The sequence below is a fragment of the Streptomyces sp. NPDC006314 genome, from assembly GCF_040613075.1.
GTDB lineage: Bacteria > Actinomycetota > Actinomycetes > Streptomycetales > Streptomycetaceae > Streptomyces.
In genome coordinates this window covers 130,204-142,443 of the sequence record NZ_JBEXRL010000006.1, presented here as the reverse complement: position 1 = coordinate 142,443, position 12,240 = coordinate 130,204, and the positions used below count along the sequence as shown (strand labels likewise).

Genomic DNA, 12,240 nt, shown 5'->3' with positions numbered 1-12,240 from the left:
CCGGCAGCGGGAACCGTCTGGTGGCGGCGGAGCGTTACGTCGAGCACGTGTACGCCGCCGGCCTGTCCGCAGGGGAGGAGGGGCACGGTGGGGGACTCGGAGGAGGAGGCCCGGCGAGTCCTGGCCGCGACGCGCCTACCGCACGCCCGGCCACCGTGCGCTCCTCGGCGGCGGCATCTGCGACGGCCGCGGCCGACACGTGCACGACGATCATCAGCCAATCCCGGTTACGGTCGACGCCAACGACAGCAGCAACGCACCCAGTACCCCCACAGCGCCGTACAGTCGCACCTCGCGCCGGACATCCTGTCGACGGACGTACCTCTGGGTGGCAGCGGCGAAGGCCAGACCGCCGACGATGAACCACGGCCCCCACACATACAGGTACCAGCGCGTCAGCCCGACCAGGTCAGGCGCAGGAGAGAGAGCCCCACTCTCCACCAGCACTCCATGCGCAACGAAGAGGCAGCCGTGCCAGACAAGCAGCGCCGTCGCACCGCCGCCACAGAACACCATGAGACGGCCGACCCATCTGCCGCGCCGGCGCGTCAGGCCGATCCCCACCAGCGCCCCGAAGAGCTTCAGGAAACCGGTCACCCACAAGACGGCCACGAACCAAGTCACCCGGTCGTCAGCGAGCTCAACCAGCGACGGCGACACCGTCGACCGGGCGCCGAAGGTGCTGCCCATCGCCCAGACGAAACTGGGCACCGCGAACAGCAGCCCCCATGCCGCAGCGGTGATCCCCGGCCATTCACCCAGCCCCGGACGGGGCGCCCGGCGCAGAGTCGGACGCGCCGCATCGTCCACGGAACGCTTGATCGTCATGACGCCATCCTGGCCGTGCCACGAGGACGAGGCGTCATCCGCACAGCCGATCAACCTCCCCCATGAGAGCTACCTCTCGACGGCCTCGCGACCGAGGCGCAGGGAAGCGGCACCGCAACCGCAAAGATCGGTACGGGTTACTGAACCAGTACACAGGAAGTTTCTGCCCGTCCCAGCGTGTCAGTGGCTGCCCACGTCATCGCCCCGTAAGCGGTTGGTTGCCGGCTCCGGAACCAGCCCCGCGGGATTTCCGACAGGACGCAAGGCGATCAGCAGCACAACTGCTCCGAGGAGTGCGATGAGCATGATTCGTCTGCGGGACTGCTGTGACGACGAGCCGGCGGAGGCGACCGTGCCTGAGATCCGGGGCGGCGCGGACATCGGCGAGGAGCACCATCACTGGGTGGTGAGCGGCGGGATCTCGGCGTGCTCCGGTCAGGCGACTGCGGCTGGCGCCGTACCACGCCTGGCTGTACCTGTTCCTGCTGGTCGAGGCGGTTCCGCGGGAGGCCGGGGCGGGTCGGGCCGGCCGGTCCAGCAGGGCCATCGCGCCGGAACTCGTCGCGGCGCTGGACGCCAGGCGACCCGCTCTTAGCTCACAGCGTGAACTAAGGCTTGGGAAAATGTCGCGCCCCAGCTGTCCGAAGGGGTATGTTGCAGGTCGGGCAGGGTTCGTGAAGGGAGCCACATGGCGGGGCACAACGGACGCACGGTACGCGACCTGAGGCGGGGCAACCGCACGGCCGTACTGCGGCGGCTGTACTTCGACGGCCCGCTCAGCCGTTTCGAGCTGGGCCCGGCGACCGGACTGAGCTCCGGTTCGGTCAGCAACGTGGTCGCGGACCTGATCGCCGACGGCCTGGTCGAGGAGGCCGGCAGCGTCGACTCCGACGGGGGCCGGCCCCGCACCCTGCTGCGCGTCACCCCGCACAGCGGCCAGATGATCGGCGTCGACGTCGGCGAAACCCGGGTCCGCGTGGAGCTGTTCGACCTGGCGCTCACCGAACTCGCCCGCACCGAACGCCCGTTGACCCCACAGGGCTACGACGTGGATGTCATCGCCGGCCACATCCGCGACGGCGTCGCCGAGGTCCTCAGCGCCGAGCAGGCCGTGCCCGAGCGACTGCTCGGCGTCGGAGTCGGCGTCCCCGGCATCGTCGAACACACCCCGGACCGCGGTGCCGTCGTGCACGGGCAGACCATCGGCTGGGACGCCGTCCCGCTGGAGCGGCTGCTCCGCTCGGCCTCCCAACTCCCCGAGAGAGTGCCGTACTTCATCGACAACGGAGCCAAGACCCTGGGGCAGGCGGAGATGTGGTTCGGCGCGGGGCGCGGCGCCCGCAACGCCGTCGTCGTGCTCTTCGGTTCCGGCGTCGGCGCGTGCCTCGTCACCCCCGAAGTGGAGCACGGGCGAGCTGTGGAGTGGGGGCATCTGACGGTCCGGGTCCGCGGGCGCCGCTGCCGCTGCGGTGCGCCCGGCTGCCTGGAGGCCTACGCGGGCGCCGAGTCACTGCTCGCCCGCTGGCGCGAGGAGGGCGGACGGCCGCCCGAGGGCACCGACGAGGAGACCGCGCTCACCGCAATGCTCGCCGCCGCCTATCCGCCCGACGGCACCGCACCCGACCCGGTCGCGCTGGGCGTCCTCGAGGAGACCGCCGAATATCTCGGCGCCGGCCTGTCCGACCTGATCAACCTGTTCCAGCCCGAGCGCATCCTCATCGGCGGCTGGGCGGGACTCCAGCTCGGCACCCGTTTCCTGCCCGCCGTACGCCGGCACGCGACGACCTACGCCCTGCGCCACCCGGCGGAGAAGGTGGCCATCGAACTCGGCAGGCTCGGCCCCGACGCCGTCACCGTCGGCGCCGCCATCCTGCCGCTGGCCGACTTCTTCGCCAGTGGCGGCCGACGCCCCGAGCCGGTCGGCGAGGACCGGCTGCCGGCCTGGCGGGCAGCGCTCGAGGAACGGGCCCCACGCTGAACGCCGAAGCGTATCGAGCGGTGATCCGCGTCGAGCGGTGACCCGCCCCGGCCGGAGCCTCCTCAGGCCGAGGGCTCCTCCGGTGCCGGATGCTCCGGGTGCACCGTGCCGGAACGCGTCGCGCCCCGTGGCCCGCTGCCGGCCTCGTCGGTGTCCGGCACGACGTCCTCGTCCGGCTCGTCGTCGAGGGGATGCCCGGGCGCGACGTCCCAGGGGTCCTCGCCGGGCCCGGCCTGCTGATCGGGCATATCCCTTGGCACCGGCTGCTCGGCCTCACCGGTTCCCTGCCCCTGCTCCCGCTCTACGGCCATGGCGTTCTCCTCCGCCTCCTCGGCTCACGGTGTGTCCTCGGCTCATGGTGTGTCGCTCAGCCGACCTTCCGCCCCCGCATCGGCTCGGTCTCCATCCCGCCGCCCTTCTGCAGGCCGTCCAGGAACTCCCGCAGCACCTCGGTCGCCGACCGCTTCGGCTGCCAGCCCAGCTCGGCGTGGGCCCGGGCGCAGTCCATCAGGGGCAGGCGCAGCACCGCGTCGAACAGGTGCGGGGAGGCCGGGAGCAGATGCAGCCCCCAGGCGGCGGCGATCGCGGACCGGGCCGCCGCACGCGGCAGCCGCACCGGGCGGGTGCCGAGCAGTTCGGCGATCACCCGGGCGTCGAGCGGCGGATCCGCGGCCAGGTTGAAGGCGCCGCGGGCGGTGTCCGTATGCACCGCGAGCCGGTAGGCCTCGGCGGCGTCGTCCGTGTGCAGCGCCTGCACCCGAAGGCCGGGGATGTCCGGCAGGAACGGCAGCAGCTCGGGCCGGGCCAGCGGTCCGGGCAGGAAGCGCCCGCCGAAGATCCGCCGCTGCTCGCTCGCCGACTCCCACTTGAACAGGAAGGCCGGGCGCATGCGGACCACCCGCACCTCGGGGTGGTCGCGCTCGAACACGTCCAGCGTGCGCTCCAGATAGGCCTTCTCCCGGCAGTACGCGGCGTCCGGCCAGCCGTGCGTCGGCCAGGACTCGTCCACCGCGCGGTGCTTCGGACCCGGCGAGTAGGCGCCCACGGAGGAGGCGTGCACCAGCACCGGTACCCGGGCCGCGGCGACCGCCTCGAGCACCCGGATGCCACCGAGTACGTTGGTGCGCCAGGTGGTGGCCGGATCGTGGGTCGGCTGGAACGCCCAGGCCAGGTGGATCACGGCGTCGGCGCCCTCGAACCGCTCCGCGAGGTTCGCCTGGTCCGCTGCCAGGTCGACCGCGGACCACTCGGTCTTCGGCGGTGACCACTCGGGCGTCCGCCGGGCCAGCCCCCGCACCGACTTGATCCGGGGATCCTCCGAGAGCAGGCGCACCACGCTCGTCCCGACATTGCCGGTGGCGCCGGTCACGACCACCCTGCTGCCCGCTGAGCTGCTCACCTTCGGCTCCTTCCGTCCTCACGGCGGCGGCCGCGACGCCCGGCCGGGTACCCGGGGGCCGCCCCCCGCACACACGGCACGACACGAGAGGTAATCGACCGCGCGGGCCGGTGCACGGAGACACCAAGGGCGTCGAACACCGCGGACGCCCCGTCCCGCCCGCCCCGAACCGGACCACCCAGGAGGCCCATGCCGTACTCCGAGAGCCCCGTCGACGGCACCCGCCTGCGCTACGTCGACCACGGCCCCGCCACCGGACCGGTCGCCGTCTTCGTCGCCGGTAGGGCCGGTGAGCAGCGGGCGGGGCCATGTGGAGACCCCCGGCCGTGACGGGGGAATCACGACCGGGGCGGCCAGGTGGTGGGCACCGATGGCGGTCGCCTCTCGGCGAAACGCTCCACAGGGCTTCAGCCGAACGATCGTCCCTGTGGGCGGAAGGTGAGGCCCGGGGACACTGCCCCATCCGCACCCACGCTTTGTTCAACGGGCAACCACCTCGGGGCGTTCCGCACGGACACGTGACCCGCCTCACCCTCGGTGACGCTCATGCCAGCGGGCTGCCGTCGAGCCGGGCGAGCAGATCGGCGGGGTCGGCGTACACCGCCTCCGCTCCGGCCTCCTCCAGGTCGGCACGGGGGATCCCGCCGCACAGCAGGCCCACACAGCGCACGCCGGCCTTGCTCCCGGCCTGCATGTCCCACACGGTGTCCCCGACGAACACCGCCCGCGACGCCGGGACCCCCGCCAGCTCCAGCGCGTGTTCCACGGGCTCCGGAGCGGGCTTGCCCTCCTCGACGTCCTCGGCGCTCGCCATGCCCGTGATGGCGTCGTCCGCGTCGATCGCCCGGCGCAGCGCGCCCAGCTCGGCACCGCTCGCCGAGGTGGCGAGGACGACCGTCCAGCCGTCCCGGTGCAGCCGCCGCAGCAGCTCCCCGGCCTTCGGCAGGGCGGGGAGCCGGTCGAAGTACTGACCGTAGAGGGCCTTGTGCGCAGCGCTCAGCTGGGCGTCCTGGTCCTTGTCCCGGTCAGCACCGAGCAGATGCGCGACGAGATCGTCGGAGCCCAGGCCGACCGCCCGGTGGACGGCGTGCATGGGCACCTGGTGGCCCGCCTGCCGGAAAGCCTCCCACCAGGTCACGACATGCAGATGATTGGTGTCGACGAGGGTTCCGTCGACGTCGAAGACGGCGGCACGGTCCATCCGGGGTCCTTTCTCTCACTCCGGGGACCGGGTACCACGCCCGGCACCCGCCACGCGTGCCGGCGTCCGGCCCGCACGCGTCCAGTCCAGCAGCTCGTCCACGGACCACGTCGTCACCACGCGCTCGGCCGGCACCTCGCACTCCTCCGCGCGGGCGCACCCGAGGATCTGCCAGTCCAGCTGGCCGGGCGCGTGCGCGTCGGTGTCGACCGAGAACAGCACCCCCGCCTCCACGGCCTTGCGGAGTAGCCGCCGGGGCGGGTCCAGCCGTTCCGGCCGGCTGTTGATCTCCACGGCCGTCCCGGACTCGGCGCACGCGGCGAACACCTCGTCGGCGTCGAACTCCGACTCCGGCCGCCCCCGGCCGGTCACCAGGCGCCCCGTGCAGTGCCCGAGGATGTCGGCGTGCGGATCGCGGACGGCGGCCACCATCCGGCGGGTCATGGACCGGGCGTCCATCCGCAGCTTGGAGTGCACGGACACCACGACCACGTCCAGCTTCTCCAGCAGTTCCGGCTCCTGGTCCAGCGAGCCGTCCTCGAGGATGTCGCACTCGATGCCCGTGAGCAGCCGGAACGGCGCCCACCGCGCGTTCAGCTCAGCCACCACCGCCAGCTGCTCGCGCAACCGCTCCGGCGACAGGCCGCGGGCCACCGTCAGCCGCGGGGAGTGGTCGGTGAGGGCCGTCCACTCATGGCCGAGGCCGGCCGCGGCCCGCCCCATCTCCTCGATCGTGCTGCCCCCGTCGGACCAGTCCGAGTGGGTGTGGCAGTCCCCGCGGATCAGCGCCCGCAGCCCGGCACCCGCGCCCGAGCCCGGCGCCGTACCGGCCTCTTCCTCCAGCTTGCGCAGATAACCGGGCACCTCACCGGCCAGTGCCTCGCGCACCACCTGGGCGGTCTTGGGCCCGACGCCCTTCAACGACTCCAGCGTGCCGGTCGCCGCGCGCTCGGCCACTTCGCTCGCGGGCAGCTCGGCCAGCACCCGGGCAGCCGTACGGAAGGCCCGAACCCGGTAGGAGGGCGCCAGCGCCCGTTCCAGCAAGAAGGCGATGCGGTCAAGCGCGGCCACGGGTTCCATGCTTACCAAGGTTGCATCAGGCGCCCCGAGGGGGCGCGGGGAACCGCGCGACCAGCCACGACGGCCCCGCATCCCGACAGCGGAGCCCGATGCCCCGTTTGTCCACCGCCGCCCCGGGTACTGCGAAACCCCGTCCACGTGACCCCGTGAGGAGGCCTGCCATGCCCACCCCACCCGCACAGCGAACGGCGTTGATCACCGGCGGAGACAGTGGCATCGGCCGCGCCACCGCCGTACGTCTGGCCGAGGCGGGCCTGGACATCGGCATCACCTGGCACACCGATGAGAAGGGCGCCGAGGAGACGGCGCAGGAGGTCCGCGGCAAAGGCCGCCGCGCCGTCGTCGCCCAGCTGGACCTCACCCGGCTGCCCGAGGCCGCCGACACCGTCGACGAGCTGTGCGGCGAACTCGGCCGCATCGACGTCCTGGTCAACAACGCCGGCACCGGCACCATGACGCCCTACCTCGACCTGACCCTGGCGGACGTACGCCGCGTCCTCGACGTCGACCTCGTCGGTCCGTTCCTGTGCGGGCAGCGGGCGGCCCGGCACATGATCCGGCAGGGCGACGGCGGCCGGATCGTCGATGTCACCTCCGTCCACGAGCACCAGCCCCGGGTCGGCGCGGCCCCGTACTGCGCGGCCAAGGGCGGGCTCGGCCTGCTCACCCAGGTGATGGCCCTGGAGCTGGCCGAGTACGGGATCACCGTGAACGCCGTCGCGCCGGGCGAGATCGCCACGCCGATGACCGGCCAGGAGGACACCGACGTGCGCACCGAGTCCCGCCCCGGCGTCCCGCTCGGACGCCCCGGCGACGCCCGCGAGGTGGCCGCCGTGATCGCCTTCCTGGCGAGCCCGGACGCCTCCTACGTCACCGGCGCCTCGTGGAGCGTCGACGGCGGCATGCTCCGCATGGGTCCACAGGCCGGCTCACATCTGACCAGCGACGAGTGGCGCCGTCCCTGAATCCATGAGGCTGCGTACCAGCTCCTGCGGCAGCCCCGGCCACAGCGCGTCCGCTGCGGCCGGGGCTTGCGCTGTGCCGACACCTCCGGCGAGCCCCTCACCGGTCCCGAACGGCTCGCCCGTATCCGAGCCCTGACCATTCCGCCCGGGCGGAATGGTCGAGCCGGGCCCGGTCACCGCCAGCGCCGTCCGCCTGCCGGACCTCGGTTTCTTCCGCAGCGGCAGCGACCGGCACCCCCGCAACACCGAGACGCGAACACGTCACCCGCGGCCGCGCCCCGATCACGTTCGGCTTTCCGGCCAAGGGCGGCGTCGGGATGGCGCGCGCCCTCGTCGACGACCGGGTGCGGACCGCCGCCCGCGCTGTGGTGACCGCTTCCTCGCCCTCTACCAGCACGGTTCCTGGCACGACCTGCACGGCGACGACCTCGACGAGGCGCTGCGCCGGCCGTCCGGCACCGACTTCACCGCCGAGGACTGCCGTATCTGGCACGCCACCGTCCGCGCCGCCGTGGCCGCCGGCGCCGCCCGCGTCACCAAGGCGGCCCGGCGCCGGGACGATCGCCCCCCGCGCCCACCCGGCTGGGTGAACACGGGGTGCTCGGGCGTCCGGCCACACAGGGAACGGTCGAGGCCGCCGTCCTCGATCTGCCGGACGGCTCCCGTGGACGAGTCGTCGGCCCGCGTCGCGTTCTACGCTGAATTGCATGACCGAACAAGGAGTTCCCTACATCTCCCATCCACGGGTCCTCGTGCACGGCGTGTGCCCGGGGAAGCCCGGTGAGCCGCCCTTCCGGATCATGGAGGTCGACGGTCAGGTGGTCGGTTCGGCCAGGACCGTCACCGACGTGCTGGAGGCGGCCGCCTCCTACGGCATCACGATCCACGACCTGGACGACCCGGACGTGGTCCGCTTCGTGGGCGGCGACAAGTACACCTGGACGCTGCACTGAGCCGACGGCTCAGCCGACCGTCCACTTCTGATTGGCACCGCCCGTGCAGGTCCAGATCTGCAGCCGCGTCCCGTTGGCCGAGTCGTTCCCGGTGGCATCGAGGCACTTGTCCGCCTGCGGGTCGACGATGTCGTGCGCCCCGGTGACGGTCCACTTCTGGTTGGGGCCGCCGGTGCAGTCCCACAGCTGGACGGCCGAGCCGTCCGCCGTGCCGTTGCCCGTGACGTCCAGGCATCTGCCGAGCGCGCGGAGCGTGCCGTCCGAGGCGGCCGTCCAGGCCTGCGCGGCGGTGCCGTTGCAGTCGTAGAGCTGGACCGGGGTGCCGTTCGCGGGGTTCGCGCCGGCCACGTCCACGCACTTGCCGGCGAGCCCCCTGATCGGGACCCCGGCCGCGCCGTCGCTGGTCGTCACGGATACCGAGTCGACCACCAGCTGCTGCGGGAACCGCGTGGAGCCGTCCGGGTCGCCGGGCCAGTAGCCGCCGACCGCGAGGTTCAGGATGAGGAAGAACGGCTTGTTGAACACCCACGTCTTTCCGCCGAGGTCGGCGGGGGTACGCCGCTGGTAGACGTTCCCGTCCACCGACCAGGTGATCGAGTCGGGCGCCCAGTCGACGGCGAAGGTGTGGAAGGCGTCGGCGAAGGCCTGCCCGTTGGGCAGCGAGTAGCCCGCCCCTATGCCGCCCGAGCCGGAGTAGCCGGGGCCGTGGAGGGTGCCGTGCACGGTGGAGGGTTCGAAGCCCACGTTCTCCATCACGTCGACCTCGCCCGAGTCCGGCCAGTTGACCGGCGTGCCGAGCAGCCAGAACGCCGGCCACATGCCCTGCCCGCGCGGGATCTTCATCCGCGCCTCGACATGGCCGTACTGCGCGGTGAACTTCCCGGCGGTGTTCAGCCGGGCCGAGGTGTACTGGCAGCTGCCGTACCAGCACCGGTATCCGGCCGGGTTCTCCTTCCGGGCAGTGATCACCAGATGGCCCTGGCCGTCCAGGGCCGCGTTCTTCGTGCCCGAGGTGTAGTACTGCCGCTCGTGGTTGTTGACGTTGTCACCGGTCTCCAGCGTCCATTTCGCATCGTCGACCGCGGAGCCCGCGGGCCCGTCGAAGCTGTCGGAGAAGGTGGTGACGGCCGCTGCCGCCGGGGCCGCGGTCTGGGCCCGTACCGGGCCGACGGCGGCGGAGCCGACCAGCGCGGCGGACAGGGCGGCGAGGAGACATCTGCGGAGCAGGCGTGGGGAGGCCATGAGCTCTCCGTTCGACGTGGGGGGAGGAGAGGGATTGCTCTTGATTTAAGGAGTGAGATAAGAGGGCGTCAATACTCTGGTACGGACCGGTCGCTGACACTCACTCAGTGGACGGTTCCGGTACGCGCCGGTGCACCCCGCGCCCGAGCCGCCGCCCCAGGAGCAGCCAACCCAGCAGCGCACCCGCGGTGTTGAGGATGACGTCGTCGATGTCGAAGGCCCGCCCGGTGACCAGCGCACCCTGAGCCAGTTCCACCATCAGCATCACGAGCGCCGTGAGTGCCAGCACCCGGAGCACCCCGCGGGCGCGCGGGGCGAGGACCGGTACCAGCACCCCGAACGGCATGCCGAGGAGCACGTTCCCGCCGACCTGCTTGACCGCGTCCCGGAACGGCGCCTGCTCCAGATAGGCCCGCAACGAGCGGCCGGGGTGCAGGTTGCCGTGGGTCAGCGGCACGGAGGCCGGAGAGGGCTGAAGGGTGAGCCGGGCCAGGACGACGGCGAACGCCACCATGAACGCGAAGGCGACCAGCATCGCCAGCAGCCGGACGGGCAGCGGCAGTGCGTGCCGCGTGGCCGGCGGCCGGGCCTGCTCGGCCCGCTCCCGCTTCCTGGGGGCACGCAAGGCCGCGGGCAGGCGTAGGGCGGTACGGGCCATCGGGTCCTCCAGTCCTCAAGTTCCGGGTCTCGTGGGGCGGTTACCCGGCATGCGCCCCGGGATGCCGCCACCCCGAACGCGCCGGGCGCGCACCCCTGCCTTCCGTTCACGCTCCCGGGGCACTCCGGGTGCGGACCCGCGTGCCGCCGTGCCGCAGCGGGCCCGGCGGTGCTTGGATGCCCCAAGCGGTAGAGGGGACAGAACGCCGCACACATGCGTAAAGCGCAACGAGGAGGTGGCGGATGACCCGGCGTACGGCCCCGCGCACGGTCCTCCTCGCCGTCGGTGAACTCCTGACCTGGTGGGCCGGTCTGGCGCTGCTGTGGCTGGTGCTCATCACGACGGTCGACCCCCTGGAGCGGATCGTCGGCGCGGGCTGCGCCGCCGCGGGCGCGATGCTGGCCCGGGCCGGCCGGCGGGCGGTGACCTGGCGGTGAACGGCTGGATCCTGGCCGCGACCGTCGAGCTGGGCGGGGGAGGGGCGGCCGCCCTGTGGGGCGTGACCACCGGCCCCGTCACCCGCCGGGTGATCGCCCAGAACCTGACCACCTCGGCCGTGTGCCCGGCCCTGCTGCTCCTCTCGCAGGGCTACGGCCGCCCGTCCTACGTCGACCTCGCCCTGCTGCTCGCCCTGCTCGGCCCGGTCGGCACCCTCGTCTTCGCCCGGCTCCTCTCCGACGACCTGGAGCGCGAACGGCCGAGTGCCTGGGGGCTGACCTGGACCGCCGCCGGACTGGGCGCGGTCGTCGTGGTCGCGCTGTGCGTGGCCACCGGGCCCGGCCGGGCGACGGTGAAGCTGCTGGTGACCGGCGCCCTGCTGATCGGCGGCAACCTGATCGCCGCACGGGCGCTGTCGGGCGGCTTCCAGGGGGTGCGCGGTGGCTGATCCGGCGCCGGGTGGTCAAGGGGGAGGTGCGGCATGGCCGATGCCGTGATCGTCGTCGCCCTGCTGCTGGTGGCCGCCTCCGCCACCGCGGCCGTCGCCCTGCGCGACCCCGCCCGCCAGGCACTCGTGCTGTCCGTGCTCGGGATCGTCCTGGCCGTGCTGTTCACCGTGCTCCAGGCCCCGGACGTCGGCCTGTCCCAGCTGGCGGTCGGCTCCGCGCTGACCCCGCTGCTGATCATGCTGTCGGTGCGCAAGATCAGACGCCGTGGCCGGACGAGGGACGGTGCGAAGTGAACCGGCAGCGGCAGCGGCTGCGGCTGTGGCTGCTGGCCGTCGGCGGCGCGGGCCTGGCCGCCCTGCTCGTCGCCGCCTGCCTCGACCTGCCGCACTTCGGCGGCCGGCGGCACCCCTACGGCGAACGGGCCGTCCAGGCCTCCCTCGACCGGCACACCGCCAACACCATCGCCTCCGTCAACTTCGACCAGCGCGCCTACGACACCCTCGGCGAGATGAGCATCCTGTTCGCCGCCGTCCTCGGCTGTGTGGTGCTGCTGCGCCAGGCCCGCGACGAACACCGGGCCACGCCCGAACCCGTGGACGCGGGCCGGCCGGTGCGCCGCTACGCGCTGATCGTGCTGCCCGTCGCCCTGGTCACCGGCCTGTACGTCATCGCCCACGGTCAGCTCAGCCCCGGCGGCGGGTTCCAGGGCGGGGTCGTCGCCGCGACCGCCCTGCACCTGCTCTACCTCGGTGCCGACTACCGGGCGCTGGAACGCGTCCGCCCGCTCGCCGTCCCGGAGACCTCCGACGCGCTCGCCGTCTGCTCCTACCTCGTGCTGGGCCTCGCCGGAGTCCTCACCGGCACCGCCTTCCTGTCCAACACGCTGCTGCCCTACGGCACCTTCAACACGCTCTCCTCCGGCGGCACCGTCCCCCTGCTGAACGCGGCCATCGGCATGGAGGTGGCGAGCGCGGTCGTCGTCCTGCTCGCCCACTTCCTCGACCAGGCCGTCGAGATCGAGGAGGAGCACGGGAGGTGAGAACACCGTG

The 12,240-nt window shown here is 72.8% G+C and carries 15 protein-coding genes; 8 read left to right on the top strand and 7 right to left on the bottom strand.

Annotated features, from left to right (window positions below; genetic code table 11):
* Positions 1-213: 213 nt before the first annotated feature.
* A complete protein-coding gene (locus ABZ079_RS13170) occupies positions 214-828 on the bottom strand; it encodes a DUF3995 domain-containing protein (protein ID WP_356939514.1) in 615 nt (204 codons plus the stop codon).
* 688 nt (positions 829-1,516) lie between these two features.
* Between ABZ079_RS13170 and ABZ079_RS13165 the strand changes: the two genes are divergently transcribed.
* Positions 1,517-2,806 carry an ROK family transcriptional regulator gene (locus ABZ079_RS13165; protein WP_356939513.1) on the top strand — a complete coding sequence of 430 codons (1,290 nt, stop codon included), beginning with the start codon at positions 1,517-1,519 and terminating at the stop codon, positions 2,804-2,806.
* Positions 2,807-2,868: 62 nt separating this feature from the next.
* On the opposite strand, the gene ABZ079_RS13160 is transcribed toward ABZ079_RS13165, so the two are convergent.
* Positions 2,869-3,117, bottom strand: coding sequence for a hypothetical protein (locus ABZ079_RS13160; protein ID WP_356939512.1), 249 nt, complete (start codon positions 3,115-3,117; stop codon positions 2,869-2,871).
* Between the two features lie 56 nt (positions 3,118-3,173).
* Positions 3,174-4,205 (bottom strand): SDR family oxidoreductase, encoded by a 1,032-nt coding sequence (locus ABZ079_RS13155; RefSeq protein WP_356939511.1) that lies wholly within the window; start codon positions 4,203-4,205, stop codon positions 3,174-3,176.
* A 189-nt stretch (positions 4,206-4,394) separates the two neighbouring features.
* On the opposite strand from ABZ079_RS13155, the gene ABZ079_RS13150 reads away from it, so the two are divergent.
* The gene (locus ABZ079_RS13150; RefSeq protein ID WP_356939510.1) at positions 4,395-4,535 is read left to right on the top strand and encodes a hypothetical protein; all 141 of its coding nucleotides are present in this window, start codon (positions 4,395-4,397) and stop codon (positions 4,533-4,535) included.
* A gap of 214 nt (positions 4,536-4,749) precedes the next feature.
* Here ABZ079_RS13150 and ABZ079_RS13145 read toward each other — a convergent pair whose 3' ends face one another.
* Together ABZ079_RS13145 and ABZ079_RS13140 are read right to left on the bottom strand one after the other, a co-directional pair.
* A complete protein-coding gene (locus ABZ079_RS13145; protein WP_356939509.1) occupies positions 4,750-5,406 on the bottom strand; it encodes an HAD family hydrolase in 657 nt (218 codons plus the stop codon).
* Positions 5,407-5,421: 15 nt separating this feature from the next.
* Entirely contained in the window at positions 5,422-6,486 is a 1,065-nt protein-coding gene (locus ABZ079_RS13140) for a PHP domain-containing protein (protein ID WP_356939508.1), read from the bottom strand.
* 161 nt (positions 6,487-6,647) lie between these two features.
* Between ABZ079_RS13140 and ABZ079_RS13135 the strand changes: the two genes are divergently transcribed.
* Positions 6,648-7,451, top strand: a complete 804-nt coding sequence (locus tag ABZ079_RS13135; RefSeq protein WP_356939507.1) for an SDR family oxidoreductase — start codon at positions 6,648-6,650, stop codon at positions 7,449-7,451.
* A gap of 707 nt (positions 7,452-8,158) precedes the next feature.
* Positions 8,159-8,404, top strand: a complete 246-nt coding sequence (locus ABZ079_RS13130) for a hypothetical protein (RefSeq protein WP_356939506.1) — start codon at positions 8,159-8,161, stop codon at positions 8,402-8,404.
* A 9-nt stretch (positions 8,405-8,413) separates the two neighbouring features.
* Here the strand turns inward: ABZ079_RS13130 and ABZ079_RS13125 are convergent, their stop codons facing one another.
* Both ABZ079_RS13125 and ABZ079_RS13120 read right to left on the bottom strand, forming a co-directional pair.
* Complete coding sequence (locus ABZ079_RS13125) at positions 8,414-9,646, bottom strand: family 16 glycosylhydrolase (RefSeq protein ID WP_356939505.1); 1,233 nt, start codon at positions 9,644-9,646, stop codon at positions 8,414-8,416.
* A gap of 100 nt (positions 9,647-9,746) precedes the next feature.
* On the bottom strand, positions 9,747-10,304 hold the full coding sequence (locus ABZ079_RS13120) for a VanZ family protein (protein ID WP_356939504.1): 558 nt from the start codon (positions 10,302-10,304) through the stop codon (positions 9,747-9,749).
* Between the two features lie 242 nt (positions 10,305-10,546).
* Here ABZ079_RS13120 and ABZ079_RS13115 point away from each other — a divergent pair, with 242 nt between their 5' ends.
* The 4 genes from ABZ079_RS13115 to ABZ079_RS13100 are packed head-to-tail and all read left to right on the top strand — an operon-like array spanning position 10,547 to position 12,230.
* The gene (locus tag ABZ079_RS13115) at positions 10,547-10,741 is read left to right on the top strand and encodes a hypothetical protein (RefSeq protein WP_356939503.1); all 195 of its coding nucleotides are present in this window, start codon (positions 10,547-10,549) and stop codon (positions 10,739-10,741) included.
* Positions 10,738-11,190 carry an MrpF/PhaF family protein gene (locus ABZ079_RS13110; RefSeq protein WP_356939502.1) on the top strand — a complete coding sequence of 151 codons (453 nt, stop codon included), beginning with the start codon at positions 10,738-10,740 and terminating at the stop codon, positions 11,188-11,190. Before ABZ079_RS13115 ends, ABZ079_RS13110 begins: the two co-directional genes overlap by 4 nt.
* Before the next feature lie 33 nt (positions 11,191-11,223).
* Positions 11,224-11,484 (top strand): hydrogenase subunit MbhD domain-containing protein, encoded by a 261-nt coding sequence (locus ABZ079_RS13105; RefSeq protein WP_356939501.1) that lies wholly within the window; start codon positions 11,224-11,226, stop codon positions 11,482-11,484.
* On the top strand, positions 11,481-12,230 hold the full coding sequence (locus tag ABZ079_RS13100; protein ID WP_356939500.1) for an MnhB domain-containing protein: 750 nt from the start codon (positions 11,481-11,483) through the stop codon (positions 12,228-12,230). The genes ABZ079_RS13105 and ABZ079_RS13100 overlap by 4 nt, the downstream gene beginning before the upstream one ends.
* Positions 12,231-12,240: the final 10 nt, after the last annotated feature.

Coding starts and splice junctions, on each gene's coding strand:
- ABZ079_RS13170 (WP_356939514.1), bottom strand. CDS start 828: ATGACGATCAAGCGTTCCGTGGACGATGCGGCGCGTCCGACTCTGCGC.
- ABZ079_RS13165 (WP_356939513.1), top strand. CDS start 1,517: ATGGCGGGGCACAACGGACGCACGGTACGCGACCTGAGGCGGGGCAAC.
- ABZ079_RS13160 (WP_356939512.1), bottom strand. CDS start 3,117: ATGGCCGTAGAGCGGGAGCAGGGGCAGGGAACCGGTGAGGCCGAGCAG.
- ABZ079_RS13150 (WP_356939510.1), top strand. CDS start 4,395: ATGCCGTACTCCGAGAGCCCCGTCGACGGCACCCGCCTGCGCTACGTC.
- ABZ079_RS13145 (WP_356939509.1), bottom strand. CDS start 5,406: ATGGACCGTGCCGCCGTCTTCGACGTCGACGGAACCCTCGTCGACACC.
- ABZ079_RS13140 (WP_356939508.1), bottom strand. CDS start 6,486: ATGGAACCCGTGGCCGCGCTTGACCGCATCGCCTTCTTGCTGGAACGG.
- ABZ079_RS13135 (WP_356939507.1), top strand. CDS start 6,648: ATGCCCACCCCACCCGCACAGCGAACGGCGTTGATCACCGGCGGAGAC.
- ABZ079_RS13130 (WP_356939506.1), top strand. CDS start 8,159: ATGACCGAACAAGGAGTTCCCTACATCTCCCATCCACGGGTCCTCGTG.
- ABZ079_RS13125 (WP_356939505.1), bottom strand. CDS start 9,646: ATGGCCTCCCCACGCCTGCTCCGCAGATGTCTCCTCGCCGCCCTGTCC.
- ABZ079_RS13120 (WP_356939504.1), bottom strand. CDS start 10,304: ATGGCCCGTACCGCCCTACGCCTGCCCGCGGCCTTGCGTGCCCCCAGG.
- ABZ079_RS13115 (WP_356939503.1), top strand. CDS start 10,547: ATGACCCGGCGTACGGCCCCGCGCACGGTCCTCCTCGCCGTCGGTGAA.
- ABZ079_RS13105 (WP_356939501.1), top strand. CDS start 11,224: ATGGCCGATGCCGTGATCGTCGTCGCCCTGCTGCTGGTGGCCGCCTCC.